Annotated in this window: 11 protein-coding genes; 4 read left to right on the forward strand and 7 right to left on the reverse strand. The window is 58.4% G+C overall.

Annotated features, from left to right (window positions below; all coding sequences use genetic code 11):
• Positions 1 to 15: 15 nt before the first annotated feature.
• Positions 16 to 3,504: a TonB-dependent receptor domain-containing protein gene (locus VO84_RS10435; protein ID WP_058187560.1), complete on the reverse strand. Its 3,489-nt coding sequence runs from the start codon at positions 3,502 to 3,504 to the stop codon at positions 16 to 18.
• 379 nt (positions 3,505 to 3,883) lie between these two features.
• The gene (locus VO84_RS10440) at positions 3,884 to 5,182 is read right to left on the reverse strand and encodes a sugar MFS transporter (RefSeq protein WP_058187561.1); all 1,299 of its coding nucleotides are present in this window, start codon (positions 5,180 to 5,182) and stop codon (positions 3,884 to 3,886) included.
• 342 nt (positions 5,183 to 5,524) lie between these two features.
• Here VO84_RS10440 and VO84_RS10445 point away from each other — a divergent pair, with 342 nt between their 5' ends.
• Both VO84_RS10445 and VO84_RS10450 read left to right on the forward strand, forming a co-directional pair.
• Entirely contained in the window at positions 5,525 to 6,736 is a 1,212-nt protein-coding gene (locus tag VO84_RS10445) for a VIT1/CCC1 transporter family protein (protein WP_058187562.1), read from the forward strand.
• A gap of 59 nt (positions 6,737 to 6,795) precedes the next feature.
• Positions 6,796 to 8,679: a PP2C family protein-serine/threonine phosphatase gene (locus VO84_RS10450; protein ID WP_157439818.1), complete on the forward strand. Its 1,884-nt coding sequence runs from the start codon at positions 6,796 to 6,798 to the stop codon at positions 8,677 to 8,679.
• 79 nt (positions 8,680 to 8,758) lie between these two features.
• Here the strand turns inward: VO84_RS10450 and hemG are convergent, their stop codons facing one another.
• The 4 genes from hemG to VO84_RS10470 all read right to left on the reverse strand — a co-directional run bounded on the left by hemG (position 8,759) and on the right by VO84_RS10470 (position 13,757).
• Positions 8,759 to 10,165 (reverse strand): protoporphyrinogen oxidase, encoded by a 1,407-nt coding sequence (gene hemG / locus VO84_RS10455; protein WP_197413975.1) that lies wholly within the window; start codon positions 10,163 to 10,165, stop codon positions 8,759 to 8,761.
• A 178-nt stretch (positions 10,166 to 10,343) separates the two neighbouring features.
• Positions 10,344 to 11,864 (reverse strand): Do family serine endopeptidase, encoded by a 1,521-nt coding sequence (locus tag VO84_RS10460; protein WP_058187565.1) that lies wholly within the window; start codon positions 11,862 to 11,864, stop codon positions 10,344 to 10,346.
• Between the two features lie 148 nt (positions 11,865 to 12,012).
• Positions 12,013 to 13,335, reverse strand: coding sequence for a M56 family metallopeptidase (locus tag VO84_RS10465; protein ID WP_058187566.1), 1,323 nt, complete (start codon positions 13,333 to 13,335; stop codon positions 12,013 to 12,015).
• A complete protein-coding gene (locus tag VO84_RS10470; protein ID WP_058187567.1) occupies positions 13,332 to 13,757 on the reverse strand; it encodes a BlaI/MecI/CopY family transcriptional regulator in 426 nt (141 codons plus the stop codon). Before VO84_RS10470 ends, VO84_RS10465 begins: the two co-directional genes overlap by 4 nt.
• A gap of 251 nt (positions 13,758 to 14,008) precedes the next feature.
• On the opposite strand from VO84_RS10470, the gene VO84_RS10475 reads away from it, so the two are divergent.
• Positions 14,009 to 14,476, forward strand: coding sequence for a redoxin domain-containing protein (locus VO84_RS10475; RefSeq protein ID WP_058187568.1), 468 nt, complete (start codon positions 14,009 to 14,011; stop codon positions 14,474 to 14,476).
• A gap of 8 nt (positions 14,477 to 14,484) precedes the next feature.
• Entirely contained in the window at positions 14,485 to 15,009 is a 525-nt protein-coding gene (locus VO84_RS10480) for a DsbA family protein (protein WP_058187569.1), read from the forward strand.
• 677 nt (positions 15,010 to 15,686) lie between these two features.
• On the opposite strand, the gene VO84_RS10485 is transcribed toward VO84_RS10480, so the two are convergent.
• Positions 15,687 to 16,082, reverse strand: coding sequence for a (R)-mandelonitrile lyase (locus VO84_RS10485; RefSeq protein ID WP_058187570.1), 396 nt, complete (start codon positions 16,080 to 16,082; stop codon positions 15,687 to 15,689).
• Between the last annotated feature and the right edge of the window lie 18 nt (positions 16,083 to 16,100).

Raw genomic sequence — 16,100 nt, forward strand, 5'->3', positions numbered from 1 at the left:
GCGTTTGAGTTGTATTTAGAAATCCAGCTTCATGCCCAGCTGCACCTGCCGCTGGCTATACACAAAGGTGGAATCCGCATTGGTGATCGCGCCGAAACCCGACTGGCCGGTAATGCCCGTCGAGCCGGCGCTGAATGGCTGATAGCTCAGCTTGCAGGCCTCTGCAGCGCCTGAAGCCGCGCAGCTGCCAATCGAGTACGCGGTCGAGTTCAGGCTCGTCACGTTCAGGTGGTTGACCAGATTAAACGCCTCCGCCACCAGCTCCACGTTAAACCGCTCGCCAATGTGAATATCTTTCTGCAGCCGCACATCCAGATCAAGTGTCGTCGGCTGCTGGAAGGTATTGCGCCCAAGCTGCAGCAGGTAGCCGGAGTTGCCGGAGCCCGTAAGCCCGGAGCTGTATGCGCCTGTGATCGTGCCGCTCACGGCGGCCGAGTACGGCAGGCCGTTCTGCACCTGCAGCACCGGGTTCAGGTGCCAGCCATCTTCAACGTACCGCTGCCAGCCGTGGTGCGCGCCCGGATACTGCAGCAGCGCCCAGCCCACAAAGCGGTTCGGTACGTTATACGCCGAGTTGCCGTAGTTAGCGCGCGCGTTGCCGTTCGGATCCCACCAGTTGTTTGTGCTTGGTGAGGTCGCCTGGTTCTGGTTGTAGTCCAGCGCATGGCTCCACGTGTAGTTCACGTCGAACTGTGCATACTTGTTGCCGCGGTTCTGGAACTCCACCACCGCCGCATGGTAGCTAGAGTTAATGTTGCTCACCACCTCGGTAATGCTGCCGTAATGTGAGGTATTGAGAGTCTTGGTGTAGAAAGCCGTTGGAATCTGCGTTCCACAGGCCAACGGTCCGCAGGATCCACCTGTTGTCGCAGGTGCAATCGTAAGAACGCCCTGCTTCAAGGACGCGGGATTCAGGTTGATGTTCAGGAAGTTTGGCAGCTCACGGCCCAACGCTCCCATATAATTCACCGTCAGATAGCTTCCATGGCCGAATTCGTGCTGCACGCTGAAGTCGAACTCATGAATCTGCGAATTCTGGAAGTTCTTGGCAAAGAAGTCCACGCTCGGCGTTGAGTACGAGCCGTTGTTGGGAATGATCTGCGGGAACGCCGGCGCAGTGGCTCCGTTGGGAATTTCGCCATAAATGCCCGGAATTGTGTACTGTCCGTTGGGGCTGCCCGCCGCCTCGTACGCGTTCAGAACCACGCCGTTCAGGATGCGTCCGTAATACAGTCCGTAGCCGGCGCGCACCACATTGTGACCCGTCCCATAAGGATCCCACGAGAGACCCACGCGAGGACCGAAGTTGTTTTTGTCGTCCGGTTTGTTGCCGATTTGAGCCGGAGCATAAGGAAACGTCGTCGTCAGCAGTGAAGTGTTAATCAGCGACGGATACGGCGGAGGAACATGCTCGTAGTCGTAGCGCAGGCCGAGGTTCAGCGTCAGGCGCGGCGTAATCTTCCAGTCATCTTGCGCAAAGAATCCGTAGTCGATCGTTGTGACGGAGAAGACTGGCGTTCCAAGGCCCTGGGTGAAGTTGTAATAGCAGGCATATTTGCCCAGACCGCTTTCCGTTCCGCCGGAATCGCAGGTTCCGCTCGGCTGCAGGATATCGGCAAAGAAATCACCGAAGGTCGTATAGGTGTAAACACCGTTTGACTCGTAGAGGTTGTTGATCTCATCCGAGTTTCGCAGCAGGTCAAAGCCGAACTTCAGGGTGTGGTTTCTGTGCGTCCAGTATCCCGTGTCGCCCACCTGATCTTTCCACTCCGCTGGGTACGCGGTGCGGAAAGAGTAATACGGCATGCCGGCAGTGAAACCATCGTTGGTTGAAGGAGCGTTGTTTGAGGTCGAATAGGGAGTGCCATCGATGCCAAGCTGGACAGGCGTGCCCGTATTGTTATTCAGATACGTTGAGGTAAAACTCGAATAGGGCTGCTGGCCTTCATCGTTCAGTTCTTTGCCATACTGGAAGCGGATTTGGTTGGTGAGCGACGGGCTGATGATCCAGTCCAGCTTGGCCATGCCGTAGTCCAGCTTCACAAAGTCCGTACCAAAGGTATCAGTCGCGTAGTTGTTTGAGGTCTGCGTCTGCACGCCGCCCGGCGAATCCCAGCGCAGCCGATGATACAGGAAGCTCGCATGCAGTCTGTCGTTGATCTGCCAGTCCAGCTTCGGTGTGTTCAATACTTCGTCGCCGGTACGGGGTGTGGTGCCCGTGTCATCCAGCAGGCCGGGATTCGTCAGACCTGTAATGCTTGAAACCGCCGAACCAAACAAAAGCTGGTCATAATTGGCTGCCGCCGTGGCATAGTTACCGCCAAAGACACGATACGCAAGCACGCAGGCGTTGTAGTCGCCACTGCTTGGCGAGGAGCCTTCCGCGGGCGTGAAGGTTGCTTTGGTTGAGGTGGCGCTGCAGGTGCCATTGCCATCCAGTGACAGGTCCGCCCACTGGTTAAAGAAAGCGGCCGGTGATGACGGCTTCGCCACACCGGGAAAATTCCTGCGGTACTGATCATACGCATAGAACCAGAAAAGCTTGTCCTTGATCAGCGGACCGCCTGCGCCAAAGCCCCAGCGCTTGCGCCAGTCCTTCGGCTGGAAGGGCACGCCCGTCACAATATTCGGCGCGCCGCCGGCAGCAGGCTCCGTCACGCTGGTAAATGTCGTGAACGGGTTAATCGCGCCCCAGTCGTTGTCGCGGTCCAGAAAATACGCCTGTCCGTGAATCTGGTTGGTGCCGCTCTTGGTCACCGAGTTGATCACGCCGCCTGCGGCGCGTCCATATTCCGCCGAGTAGACGCCCGTGTTCACCTGGAATTCGGCAATGCCAATCTGTGAGGTGGAGTAGCCCTCGCGCGTACGTCCACGTTCTTCTGAGAAGAACGCCTGGTTGTCGTCCGCGCCGTCAATCTCAACGTTATTCAGCAGCGGGCTGATGCCGCGAAACACGATCAGGCCAAAGCCGTTCGCATCTGAAAGCGCACCCGGCGTCAGCAGCGCCAGATCGCTCCAGCGGCCGCCGTTCAACGGCAGATCCAGAATTTCCCTCGAGGTCAGCGTGCTCGAAATCTCCGGCGACTCGAACTGCAGAACCGGGGCATCGCCCGAAACCTGCACCGATTCCACCGCCGAGCCAGTCTTCAGCTCCGGATGCAGTTCCGTCAGCGAGCCCACCGTCACCGCCACGCCCGTTGCCTTATAGTCCCCAAAGCCACTCGCCGAGATGGTCACCGTATAGGTTCCCGGTGACACCAGCGGAGCCTTGAAGTAGCCGCTCGAATCGCTGGCCAGCTTGATTTCGGCATTCGTGTCGTTGTTGTGCAGCGTCACTGCTGCCGAGGGAATGATTGCGCCGGTTGGGTCGGTCACCGTGCCGGCAATGGCGCCTTCCGTAGTGCTCTGAGCGCGCAGAGCGGCGGGCGCGGAAACTATCCCGACTAACCCGGCGCCCAGCAGCGCGGAGCAGAAAGCGCGCTGAAGAAGCTTGGAAAATTTCATCGAATGGCTCTCCTTGATAAGGAATGCGGATCTATAGCGCAATCCGCGTAAGAGGGGCCCGAAAACAAGCCCTGACTTCATATATGGTTGGCGCGCCGCTGGATGCGGCTGCGTTACCGTAGCTGTTACCGTCTCCTGCTGGAACAAACAAAAATTCCGCTGAGCGTCTGGATTCAGGCTCGGTTGATCCGGAAATGTTCCTTATATAAGACCCTTACACATCCGGTTTACGGGAATGTTAATGAGTAGCAGGCTCATTTGCCATAGAAATCGCACAAGATTTGCGGTGGAAAAGCCGCCGGAAATTTTCTAAAGAGGCGAAGGAAAAGAAAAAGGCCTTCCGGCGTCTGCCAGAAGGCCTTTTTCGAATTACGGGATCCTAAGCCGTCAAAGTCCGTGAGGGCTTGTGGCCGACGAAACCGTAAAAAGCAATGTACAGATAGCAAAGGATCGGCAAAATCGCCGCGGGCCGGAAACTGAAGTGGTCGACTAATCCACCCAGAATCACCGGAATGATGGCCCCACCGACAACCGCCGTCATAATCAACCCCGACCCCTTGCTGGTCATCGGCCCCAGTCCGGTGATGCCTAGCGCGAAGATATTTGGGAACATGATCGAGTTGAAGAAGCCGCATAGAATCAGACTCCATACTGCGATCGTGCCGGTGGTGCTGATGGATACGACCACGCAGACTACTGCGAAGAGGCCAAAGAGCCCGAGCAGACGGCCAGCGTTGATCTTGGTAAGCATCCACGATCCGAGCAGGCGGCCAACGAGCGCACCAGCCCAGTAGTAGAACGTAAAGGCGGCAGCGGCAGCGGCAGTCATTCCTCCCAGCTCGGGCAATCCAAAGTAACCCACCATGAACTGCGCCAAGCCTACCTCGACGCCGACATAAAAGAAGATTCCCACGGTGGCCAGAACCGTTTGGCGATACGACCAGATGCTCTGATCGAGAATGCCTACGCCTTCCTTTGTGGGACGGAACTCCTGGGTGTGTTTAATAGTCGGCAAAGAGGCAAATGAGACCGCGATCCCAAGCAATATGAGCGCACCGGCAATGGCCAGATATGGCATGCGAACCGTGCTGGCAATGCTGATCTGGTAAGCCAGCCGCTCCTGCGCGGTCTTAGTTGCTAGCTGTGCCGCATCCAACACCACCTTATGCTTGAGGATGAGTGCGCCGGCGACTACCGGCGCGAGCATTCCGCCGATGGAGTTAAAGGCCTGTGCAAGGTTCTGGCGAACTGGGGCGCTGTTTTCTGGGCCCAGTGCGGATACATAAGGATTGGCCGAGGTTTGGAGCATGGCCACGCCGGAACCCACGATGAACACTGCCGTCAGGAACAGCCAGAAGTTGGGTAGGCTGGCAGCCGGTAGAAAGAGCAACGCACCTGCCACCTGCACGAATAGCGAAACGACGATGGTTTTCTTGTAGCCGATAGCTTCAATCAGTTTCGACGTGGGCGAGGAGACCACAAAATACGCAGTGAAGAAGGCGCCGTTTGCCAGTGCGGCCTGGAGCCACGGCAGGCTGAAGACTGACTTGAGGTGGGGAACCAGCTGCATGTTCAGATTCGTGATGAATCCAAAAATGAAGTAGAGAATAGTGACCGTAATAAACGGTCCCGTATAGTTCGGCGCGCTCGCCGCCGGAGGTGTGGATCGCGTGGCCATGAGAGGCGGTTCCCACTTTCGTGCAGATTTTTCGTATTGATTTTTCAGCTCTGCCGCTGACACACAAATGTAACAGCGCGTAGCCGCCAGTGAACAGTGTTGTTCCACCACCATCAACCGTCATCCTTGAGGGTAGCCGTACTTCAGGCGGAGTCGGGGTCCCCAGCGACAGGTCTTCGTCGCTGGGGTGAGGGACCGAAGGACCTGTTTTTGTCTTTTCGGTCGCACGCAGGAGATACTTCGTTCTCCTCCAATCGAACTGAAGGCTGAGTCCTCACGCCTGAAAGCTTCCGCCGCCAATGCTATCCTCGAATTTCGCAAACACCCGGCAAGGAGGCGCACGTGGCAACGGAAGAGCTAACTGGCGTTCGCCTGAAAAAAGTCCTCGAAGCTCTCGAAGCCAACTGGCAGGCCGAGATGAGCGGATACCACACCTACAAGACCATCGCTGACCGCGACACCGACCCCATCCGCGCCCAGGTTCTGCGCCATCTCGCCGCCGCCGAGCTCGAACACGCAGCGCTCTGGCAGCAGCGAATCAAGCAGCTCGGCGGTCCTGAGCCTGTCTATAAAGGTGGGCCCGGTGGTGACGCGGGCTCTCTCAGGAGCGCCATCGGCGGAATTCCCCTGTCTCTCCGCCGCCTTGAAATCGACGAGAGCCGTCACATCGCCAATTACGGCACCCAGCTCAAGCAGCTCGGTGACGAAGCCTCCATCGAAATCCTCCATCACGTCATCGAAGACGAAAAACAACATCACCGAGAGCTAGGCTCGCTCCTGCGCGGTCACCATGGCCGCTCCGTCATCGGCGCGCATAAGGTCGACCCCAAAGCTGTCCTGGAAGAAATGCTCGCCAAGCGCAACAAGGGCCGCAAGCAGACCGGCTCATGGATCGGCGACGCCATCTACGGCGTCAATGACGGCCTCGGAGCCATCTTCGGCATCGTCTCCAGCGTCTCCGGCGCCACCACCGGCGAAAGCAAATACGTTCTCCTCGCCGGCCTCTCCGGCATGATTGCCTCGGCGCTCTCCATGGGTTCGGGCGCATACCTCGCCGCCAAAAGCACGCGCGAAATCTACCAGGCAGAAGTCGCCCGCGAGCGCGAAGCCATCCTCATGAATCCAGCCGAAGCCCGCGAGCTGCTCGGCCTCTACTATCAGGTCAAAGGATTGCCTGAAGAAGACGCCCTCCACGTAGCCGACCACATCGGCTCCGACCCCGAGCAAATGGTGCGCGCCCTCGTCAGCGAGCGCATCGGTTCCAGCGAAGAAGCGCTATCGAAGCCCATGGTCTCCGCCCTCTCCGGCGCGCTCTCTACCGCCGTCGGAGCCATCATTCCCGTCATTCCCTTCTTTTTTTTAAGCGGAGTGACAGCCATTATCGTTGCCGCCATCATCTCGCTCATCGCCCACTTCGCAGTCGGCGCAGCCAAAAGCCTCATCACCGTCCGCTCCTGGTGGTCCTCAGGCCTCGAAATGACCCTCGTCGGCGCCATCGAAGGCGCCGTCACCTACGGTATCGGAATTCTCCTAGGCACCACCGGCGGGCTGTAAGCTGTAGGCATTCGAATTACTGTTCATCTTCGCGCTGGCTGCGGATTCGGGGGCTCTCGTTGAAGCTGCGTCATCGCATAGCCGTCGCCATTCCCGCGATGCTCGCGCTCATCTCTCTTTGCGCAGCGCAGAACGCGCCCGGGAGCTTCCACTATAAATTCAGCGCTTCCTGCTCCGCTGACTCCGGCTGGACTAGCTCATCCTTTGACGATCATGAGTGGCTCACCAGCCCGATTGGTCCCTGGCCCAAGCCCGCTTACCCTGCCGACGGCATCATCTGCGCCCGTTTCCGCGTTCCCATCCCCGCCGCAGCTTCCGAACCGCTGGCGCTGCGCACAATCCAAAAGGAAAATCTTCCCAGTGCCGAAGAAATCTATGTCAATGGGGTGCTGCTCGGCCGCAGGGGAAACCTTCCGCCGCATCCGACGGCAGTTACTGGCAGGGGACAGACTGTCTTTGCGACTCCTGGTGGTCTGATCCCGCAAAATGCCTCCTCCGCTCTTGTTGCAGTCCGCGCGTGGATGGGGCCGACCGCTCTGCTCGCAGACAGCATTGACCAGCGCTTTGCCATCGATCGCGCAGATGCGGCTGAGCTAACGGCGCGCGAGAACGACGAATCGTGGCTGCTTGCATGGCTGCCCATCTGGACGGCTTTTTCAGCCGCGGGACTATTCGGTGTGGGGCTGCTGATCCTCTCGCGAGTGACAGGAGAGCGCGAGCTGGCGCTTTTCAGCTATTTCATGATGAGTGGGTCCGCATTCGCCCTCTTCATGAATCTGTCCGCTCAGGGATATCTGGACATGACGCAGCGTCAGTGGACGCTTCTCTATCCTCCCTTGCAGTTTTTCGCTCCCTTTGCTGGAATTTTCTTTACCTGGACTTTCTTCCGCATTCCCTGGCCGTTCGTGAAATACATCTCCTACGCCGCAGTGGCAGCCATGGCGGCTGGGCTTGCAGTCGTGATGTGGGCTTACACTCCTTACCCGTGGTTGCCCGGGCTCAGTAGCATTTCCTACGGCGCAAATGCGTTCTTCGGAGTGCTATATATCTGCGCGGATATATGGGCCATGCTTTTCCGTCCAGGCAAACGCGTGCTGGCCTTTGTCATGTCCCTGGTTCCCGCCGCTGACATTCTGTCCACGCTCTTTGGCCTGCCGCCTCTCGTCATCGGGCGCGCATACATTGACGGCCTTGCGCTCACTTCGCTGGTTGTCGACGTGGTCATGGCAACGATTCTCGCCCGACGTGCGTGGACAAATTGGCGGGAGGGCGCATCGCTCCACGCTGAGATGGATGCCGCCCGCGAAGTCCAGCAACAGCTCGTCTTCGCCCCGCCGGCAATTCCAGGATTCGCAGTAGACGCCGCATACCTGCCCGCCGCGCAGGTCGGCGGCGACTTCTACAGCGTCACTCCGCTCGCCGGTGGCAGCCTGCTGCTCGTCGCCGGCGATGTCAGCGGCAAAGGCCTTCGCGCCGCCATGACCGTTGCAGCCGTCATGGGCGCGCTTCGCGCCATTTACACGGAAAGTCCCGCGGCAATCCTCATTCTTCTCAACAATGCCCTTGTCGGCCAGCTTCGCAGCGGCTTTGTCACTTGTTGCGCGATCCGCGTCTCACCCGGCGGCAAAGCCCTCATCGCCAACGCGGGCCACATTCCTCCCTACATCGCCGGCCGCGAGCTTGATCTTCCAGGTGCATTCCCCCTTGGCATCGCCGCCGGCATCGAATACGTCGAAACCCCATTTGAGCTTGCCGCCAGCCAGCGACTCACCGTGCTTTCCGATGGAGTGATAGAGGCTCGCAACTCCGCAGGCGAGCTCTTCGGCTTCGAGCGCACAGCATCGCTCACCAGCGACACCGCCGACCAGATCGCAAGCCGCGCAAAGCAGTTTGGGCAAGAGGATGACATCACCGTCGTCACCATCGCGCTGGCTCCCGCTTAAGCGCACAGTGTGGGTCAGCCATAATTTGGGTGCCCATTCATGCGCGGCTTCATCGCGCATGGGTGGCATAACTCAAAAGCTAACTGACCGAGACTCCAGCAATCTCCCGCGCAGCTCCGCGCCCCAGCCGAATGCAATCCGAAATCCCAATCCCATCGTAAGCATTCCCCACCAGATGCAGCCCCGTCAGCCCATCCACACGAGCACGAATCCGCTTCACCCGCCCTAGATGCCCGACAGCATACTGCGCCATCGCCCGCGGCCAGCGGCTCACGCGCGTCTCCTCTGGCTCAATATGTATCCCCAGCACTCGCGTTCCCAGAATCTCGCTCAACTCCCGCCGCGCCGTCGTAATCAACACATCGTCCGGCTGCTCCACCAGCGCCGCATTCCGCACTCCACCCAGAAACGCCCGCAAAACTGCCTTACCCGGCGCAATCCTCCCCAGAAACTTCCTGTGCGCAAAGGTGCACGCCAGCATGGCTCGCCCCGCACTCGCGGGAACCAGAAACCCGAAGCCCTCCGGCAGCGGCCCCAGCTCTTTCTCGTCATAAACCAGGTTCACGGCAATCGACGACGAATACGGAATCGCAGCCAGCTCTTCACTAAGCTGCGCATCCACCGTCCGCAGCAAGTCAGCAGCAGCCCAGGCCGGCGAAGCCACAATCACCGCATCAAAAACTTCGCTTCCAGAATCTTGAGCCGAACCAGCCGTCGTCACCCTCCAGCCCTCAGCCACGCGCTCCAGCATCCGCACCGGCGTCTTCAACCGAATCGCCTCCGGCTTCAACCTCGCCGCCAACGCGTCAATCATCTGCTGCAATCCGCCGCGCAGCGTCGTAAAAGTCGCCCTCGTCCCAGCTCCTGTCGGCCTTCCCTTCATGACTGCAAGCATCGCCCGTGTCAGCGAGCCATACTTCGCCTCCATCTCCACCAGCTTCGGCAGCACCGCCCGCGCGCTCAACTGATTCGCCTCGCCGCCATAAATCCCGCTCAGCAGCGGCCCGGCCAGCCGATCCACAACCTCTGCCCCGTAATGCCGCTCTATCATCGAAGCCACCGACTCATCCGCCTCACCCCTACGCGGCGGATGCAGCAACTCTCGCGCCATCCGAATCTTAGTACCCAGCGAAAACAGCGGCGTCATCGCCGTCGGCATCAGCTTCGTCGGAATCAGAAACATCAGCCCATCCGGCAGCGCCACCAGCCGCTTTCCCACCACAATCCACGTCTTCCGCTGTGCATCGTTGGAAGGAATCAGCTCATCGCCCAGCCCCAGCTCGCGGCAAAGCTCCGCCGCCGCCGGCTTCTCCGTTAGAAATGAGTCCGGCCCATCCTCCAGCGCGCTCCCCGCAACCGTTGCGCTCGAAATCACGCCGCCCAGCCGGTTCCCGGCTTCAAATAGCGTGTACTCCGCGCCCGCTTTTTCCAGCTCAAACGCCGCCGCAAGCCCCGCAATTCCGCCGCCAATGATCGCCGTCCGCATAAACTGTCCTTGCCAGTCTAGCCCACGCTCTCCGGCATCTCGGAATTCCATCACAGCCGCCATACGAAAACGATAGATTCCCCATCGCCACTCAAGTGACTCCAGTCACCCGCAAACAAAAGGACCGGAGCCTAAGCTCCGGTCCTTTCACGAACCACGAACAACTAGCCACTAACTACTAATTGCTATCCGGATGCACCGTCCGGTAGCTCGCATTTCCATGCGACCACACCAGCAGCAGCACATCCTTGCCGTCCGGAACCGCGTGAATCTGGCTCACCGTTTCGCTGGCTGACGTCACCGGCTTGCGGTTTACCTCCACAATCACGTCTCCCGGCTGAATAGCCGCATCCTCCGCGGGGCTACCCTGCCGAACGTCCTCCACCACCGCGCCCTTCACCCGCGCCGGTATCTGGAACTGCTGCCTGACATCGTCACTCAGGTCGCCTACAGAAACTCCAAGGCGTCCCTTGTTCTCCGCCGCGCCGCCTTCGTTCGAAGCCTCCTCAGTCTTATCCTTAAAGGCTCCAACCGTCAGGTTCAGCGTGACCGGCTTTCCATCGCGAACGACATTCAGCTTCAACGCCTGTCCCGGCTGCATCTGGCTCACCGCCATCTGAAATGCGCTACCAGAATCCACCGTCTGTCCGTTCGCTTCCTTCACCACATCGCCCTGCTTCAGGCCGCCCTTGCTCGCAGGTGAATCCGGCTGCACCTGCGCAATCAACGCGCCTGACGCATCGGAAATGTTAAAGAACTGCGCATTCTCCGGCGTCACATCATTCAGGTTCACACCAAGGTATCCATGCTCAATCTTGCCGTGCGCAATCAACTGCTCTGAGACCGAGCGCACCATCTGCACAGGAATCGCAAATCCAGCTCCCGCAAACGAGCCGCTCTCAGAAACAATCGCCGTGTTGATACCCACCAGCTCCCCGCGTGCATTCACCAGCGCGCCGCCGGAGTTGCCCGGATTGATCGCAGCATCCGTCTGGATATACCCACCCGGCTTCCGGCGATCCTGATCTGCAAATGGATTCGGTCGGTCAAGCGCGCTCACAATCCCGCGCGTAATCGTGCCGCTCAACCCGAACGGGCTCCCAAACGCCAGCACCGTCTGTCCCGGCTTCAGCTTCGTCGAATCACCCCACGCAATCGCGGGCAGCTCCTTCGCATCTACCTTGATCACCGCCAGGTCGGTCAACTTATCCACGCCAATGACCTTCGCCGTCAAAATCCGCCGGTCATGCAGCGTCACCTTCACCTGTGTCGCGCCATCCACCACGTGATTGTTCGTCACAATGTAGCCATCAGACGTAATAATCACGCCCGAGCCGATCCCATGCTCAATCTGCGGTCCCTGATGTTGACCGCCCATCCCGCCAAAAAACCTCCGCAGCTCCGGCGGAATCTGTTGCATCTCTTCGCCACCGCCGTCCTTCGCGTCCACCTTCGCCGTTACCGCCACGTTCACCACAGCCGGCGTCACGCGCGAGCTTACAGCTTCCATCGCGTGATCCAATGACGTCAGCGCAGCCGTCGATTCCTCGTCCAGCGGCGCCACGCCATTACCCGATGAGGCAAACACATTCCCGTGCCCTGCATACAGCACAGCGCCCAAAGCAAAGGCTGCTGCAATTCCCGCCGGAGCCCAAAACCGCTTCATAATCGCAACTAAATGATTAGTTGATTCACGCATATTCATTCACTCCAAGTTGTTGATCCTGCATTGTTTTTGAATGGCACGAGCCTCAGCCCGCACATAAATTTCTCGATAGGCTATCGGGTTTAGCTCCCGAGGGATCTTTCTTGTCCCTTGTCCCTGTTCCCTTGTTCCTTGCCTCTTTCTAAATCTGCACAATCAGCCAGCCATTCGGCGTCGCTACAAAATAAACCGCAGGAACCGCAGTCACAGGCGGCTCCCTGCCTTCGCGCAGCATCGTCCAGATCACCCGCTGCTGCACGCCCAGATCATTCCACTCCGCCATCACCAGCAGATGATTGCCGCCCGGAACTCTCTGTACTGGCTTCCACAGTCCAGCCAGCTTCAACTCAGCTGTCTTCACTGTGATCGGGTGCCCCACCCTCGCGGCGTATTTGTTTTTGCCGCTAGGGTGGGAACGGCAAACCGTCCCCGTTGCGCGTGCCTCAACCAGCATCGTCATCTTCATAAGCTGAGGCTTCGCCCCAACCAGCGTCGGTGCCTCACTCGAAGCAATCTCCGCCTGCGCCACCGGCGCAAAGCTCACCATCTCAGGACTCCGCGCCAGCATCAGTGCGCCCACCAGACTAGCCGCCATCACGCCGCCCGTCACGCCAACAGCCATCCGCCGTCCCAGCGTCCGTTCGCCGCGCAAAATCCGCTCCACGCGTCGCACCAGCTCCGGCCGCTTCTCCCACGCGCCCAGCGCCAGGCTCATCCCGCGCTGCAGCATCGCATGTTCTGCCAGATGTGCCAGGCACATCGCATACGCCTTGCGCCCATTGCCAGCCTCCAGCACGCGATCGTCGCAGGCCAGCTCGCGCTCCGCGCACAGCCGCCGCTCCACCCACGCCAGCGCAGGATTCAGCGGAAACGCCACCAGCGCCAGCTTCTGCAGCAGGTTCGTCCAGTCGTCCGCACGCCGCAGATGCTCCAACTCATGAATCAGAACCTGCTTCAGCTCCGCCTCAGGCAGGCTCTCCATCAGCTTTGCCGGAATCAAAATCTTCGGTCGAAAGAACCCAATCACGCTGGGCCTTGCAATCTCATCGGATACGCAAAGCCGCACCCGCCTGCCCGCCACAATCTCGCGAAATCCAGCTTCCGCAGGCAGTTCCACCGCGCGCCTGGCCAGCCGCCGCAGATGCACCACACCAATGCCAAGCTGCACAGCCCTCGCCAGCGAAAGCGCTACCCATAGACCCAATATCGCGTAGCCCCACCGCAAGTCGAGATGCGCCACTGGAGCTGCAACCGCATCAGCCGATTTCGCCATCAACGGCGATATTTGCAGTCCGACCAGCAGCGCAAAAACGCCCAGCCACACCGTGCTCCGCGCAGCCGCGCTGAGTCGCGGAAAAGCCCGCAGCACAGCCCATGTCAGGCCCGCTAGCACGGTTCCCTCCCACAAGGCGGAAACCAGAGCCGAAGCCGCAACCGGACTCAAAGATGCAAGCCACTCATTCATCGCCGCGCCCTCATTCCGTCTGCCATTCCGCCTACAGACTCATCGTCCGTCGCCCCGGCAATCCGTTCCTTCAGCCGCTTTAGCTCTTCGGCAGTCAACTCGTCATCCCCTAACAGCGATAACACCAGCCGCTCCCGTGAGTTGCCAAAAAACCGCTCCAGCACATGCCGAATCTCGCTCCGGCTCGCCTCATCCTCGGCCACGCACGGCGAGTAAAGAAACGCCCGCCCCTGCTGCCGGTGCATCACATAGCCCTTCTGCTCCAGGATACGCACCGTCGTAAGAACGGAGGTATATGCCAGCGGCCCATTATCAGCCGCCGCGGCCGCAATATCGGCGACAGCCGACTCGCCCCGAGTCCACAGGATCTTCATCAGCCTCAGCTCAGCTGGCGTCAACGTATTCGATGGCTTCGGAGGCATGGTTCTGGAAAACTCCTTCTACAAATTAGACGAGACAACTAAAGAATTAGTTACCATAGCCGGCCAATCCATGCAATAAAACTTGGAGAGTATCCCAGCAAGGCAAGTCAGCAAGAGGCGATACGGTTCGCTTCTCCTGGCTCTTTTTATCATTTCTCAGATTGCGCTTTGCTGCGCGGGCCGTCCTCTGCCAAACTCGTTTTGCGTGGGAGAATTTGATTGCTCTGTGATCTCACAGTCGAGGCAACCTTATGTCCAATATTTTGTCAGCCGGAAGGCCGGCTCCAGATTTCAGTGTTCATGTCACGCCTGACCAAAAGCTCTCTCTGAGCGAGTTGCGCGGCAAGCCGGTTATTCTGGCATTCTACCCAGCTGACTGGAGCCCGGTTTGCGGTGACCAGATGGCGCTTTATAACGAGATTCTGCCCGAGTTTCAAAAGCTTGGCGCCGTATTGGTGGGAGTATCAGTCGATGGCGTCTGGTGCCACGAGGCGTTTGCCAAAGATAGACACTTGCAATTCCCGTTGGCCGCAGACTTTGAACCTAAAGGCGAGATTGCGAAAGCTTACGGTGCCTATCGAACCGTCGAAGGCGTCTGTGAGCGGGCACTCTTTGTCATTGACCGGGAGGGAGTGATTGCCTGGAGCTATCTCTCGCCGGTCGCGATCAATCCTGGAGCCGACGGAATCCTGGAAGCTCTTGAGAATCTGCCGAAATAGGAGACGTCATGAGCAAACTTTCCATTGAGGTCAACGCGGACGACCACATACAAGGAAATTCCACGGCGGAGTGCAGCCTGGTGGAATATGGCGATTATGAATGTCCGCATTGCGGCACGGCCTATCCAATCGTCAAGAGAGTACAAAAGCACTTTGGAAAACGGCTCTCATTTGTCTTCCGCAATTTTCCCCTGACGCAGATCCATCCGTGGGCAGAACCGGCTGCTGAAGTGGCCGAATTTGCCGGAGTTCACGGCAAGTTCTGGGAAATGCATGATCTGCTCTTTGAGAATCAGGAAAATTTAGGCGAGACCCTCTTCCTGAATCTGGCTGACAAGCTCGACCTGTCAACTGCCCAGTTACAAACTGCAAAAGCAAGCCAGACCTACCGCTCTCGGGTGCGGGCTGATTTTTCTGGAGGCGCACGCAGTGGCGTCAACGGAACTCCGACTTTCTTCATCAACGGTCGGCGTCACAACGGACCCTTCGATTTCGATTCCTTGAGTGAGGCTATCGAACTGGCCCTTCGCTAAATCGGTAGCGGCGCATACGTTGACGCACCTTGCACTTCAAAGCCTTGTAAATCTCGGTGCTCACCGGCTGGGCAATTGTCTGACTTTCTTGCATCTGCAAGCGTGTCTTGCGCTATGGCATGGTTGAGCTGCGAGCCCCTGACAGCCTCCAATCTTCAATTGTTTCTGTGAATGTTGCACCTTACTTTGTATCGATCCCTCATCCCACTGCTTCTCACCACATTACTTTGGTCCAACTCCCTTTCGTACCGTCCTTCGTGTTCAGAAAGTTTGCGTGCAATTAAGGGGTTTTCTGTCACACTCATAATCAGCAGTAGAAAAGCCACGGCCCGAACCTTAAAAGGTTCGGGCCGTGGCCGTTTTGGGGAGGGGACGGGGCCCCTCCCCCATCCCCTCTGCACTAGAATTTGTGCAAATTGGTCTTTTACCTAAATTCGAGCTGTTGGTCTCCAGCTCAGTGGAAAGCCGTAAAACGTCAGCAAAAGTGTCATTAAGGCGCTATTTAGACCCCATTAAGACACTCAGTTTCTAGGGCTGAATTTAACCGTAAGTTGATCATTGTAAATGAGTTGTAAAATAAATAACCAGAGAAAATCACCCAAAATCAACTTTTCTATTAACTCATAAGTAAACATTGCACGAAAACAAGTGCAAAAATAAGGCAACCAGTACATTTACTATCCCGAGTACTGCTCGTCGCTGACCTTCTCCAGCCACTCGACCGCCTGGCCGTTCAGCCGCTCCTGAATGGCAATATGCGTCATGGCCGTCTCGGGCGAAGCTCCGTGCCAGTGCTTTTCGCCGGGCGCAAACCAGACCACATCGCCAGGATGGATTTCTTCAACTGGCCCGTCCCAGCGCTGCGCCCGACCGCGCCCGCTGGTCACAATCAGAGTCTGACCCAGCGGATGCGTATGCCACGCCGTCCGCGCACCGGGTTCGAAAGTCACATGCGCACCGACAACGCGGGAAGGCTCCGGTGCGGAAAAAAGAGGATCCACCCGCACCGTGCCCGTGAAATATTCCTCCGGCCCTTTGCCCGAAGGCTTGGAGCCGGCTCGTTGAATCTCCATGAACCAACTTCTTTCCGG

Source organism: Occallatibacter gabretensis (assembly GCF_001449115.1).
Classification (GTDB): domain Bacteria; phylum Acidobacteriota; class Terriglobia; order Terriglobales; family Acidobacteriaceae; genus Telmatobacter; species Telmatobacter gabretensis.

Excerpts from the sequence above, each read along its gene's own strand:
- VO84_RS10460 (WP_058187565.1), bottom strand. The coding sequence starts at position 11,864 with ATGCGTGAATCAACTAATCATTTAGTTGCGATTATGAAGCGGTTTTGG.
- VO84_RS10470 (WP_058187567.1), bottom strand. The coding sequence starts at position 13,757 with ATGCCTCCGAAGCCATCGAATACGTTGACGCCAGCTGAGCTGAGGCTG.
- VO84_RS10485 (WP_058187570.1), bottom strand. The coding sequence starts at position 16,082 with ATGGAGATTCAACGAGCCGGCTCCAAGCCTTCGGGCAAAGGGCCGGAG.
- VO84_RS10440 (WP_058187561.1), bottom strand. The coding sequence starts at position 5,182 with ATGGCCACGCGATCCACACCTCCGGCGGCGAGCGCGCCGAACTATACG.
- VO84_RS10435 (WP_058187560.1), bottom strand. The coding sequence starts at position 3,504 with ATGAAATTTTCCAAGCTTCTTCAGCGCGCTTTCTGCTCCGCGCTGCTG.
- VO84_RS10465 (WP_058187566.1), bottom strand. The coding sequence starts at position 13,335 with ATGAATGAGTGGCTTGCATCTTTGAGTCCGGTTGCGGCTTCGGCTCTG.
- hemG (WP_197413975.1), bottom strand. The coding sequence starts at position 10,165 with ATGCGGACGGCGATCATTGGCGGCGGAATTGCGGGGCTTGCGGCGGCG.
- VO84_RS10480 (WP_058187569.1), top strand. The coding sequence starts at position 14,485 with ATGAGCAAACTTTCCATTGAGGTCAACGCGGACGACCACATACAAGGA.
- VO84_RS10475 (WP_058187568.1), top strand. The coding sequence starts at position 14,009 with ATGTCCAATATTTTGTCAGCCGGAAGGCCGGCTCCAGATTTCAGTGTT.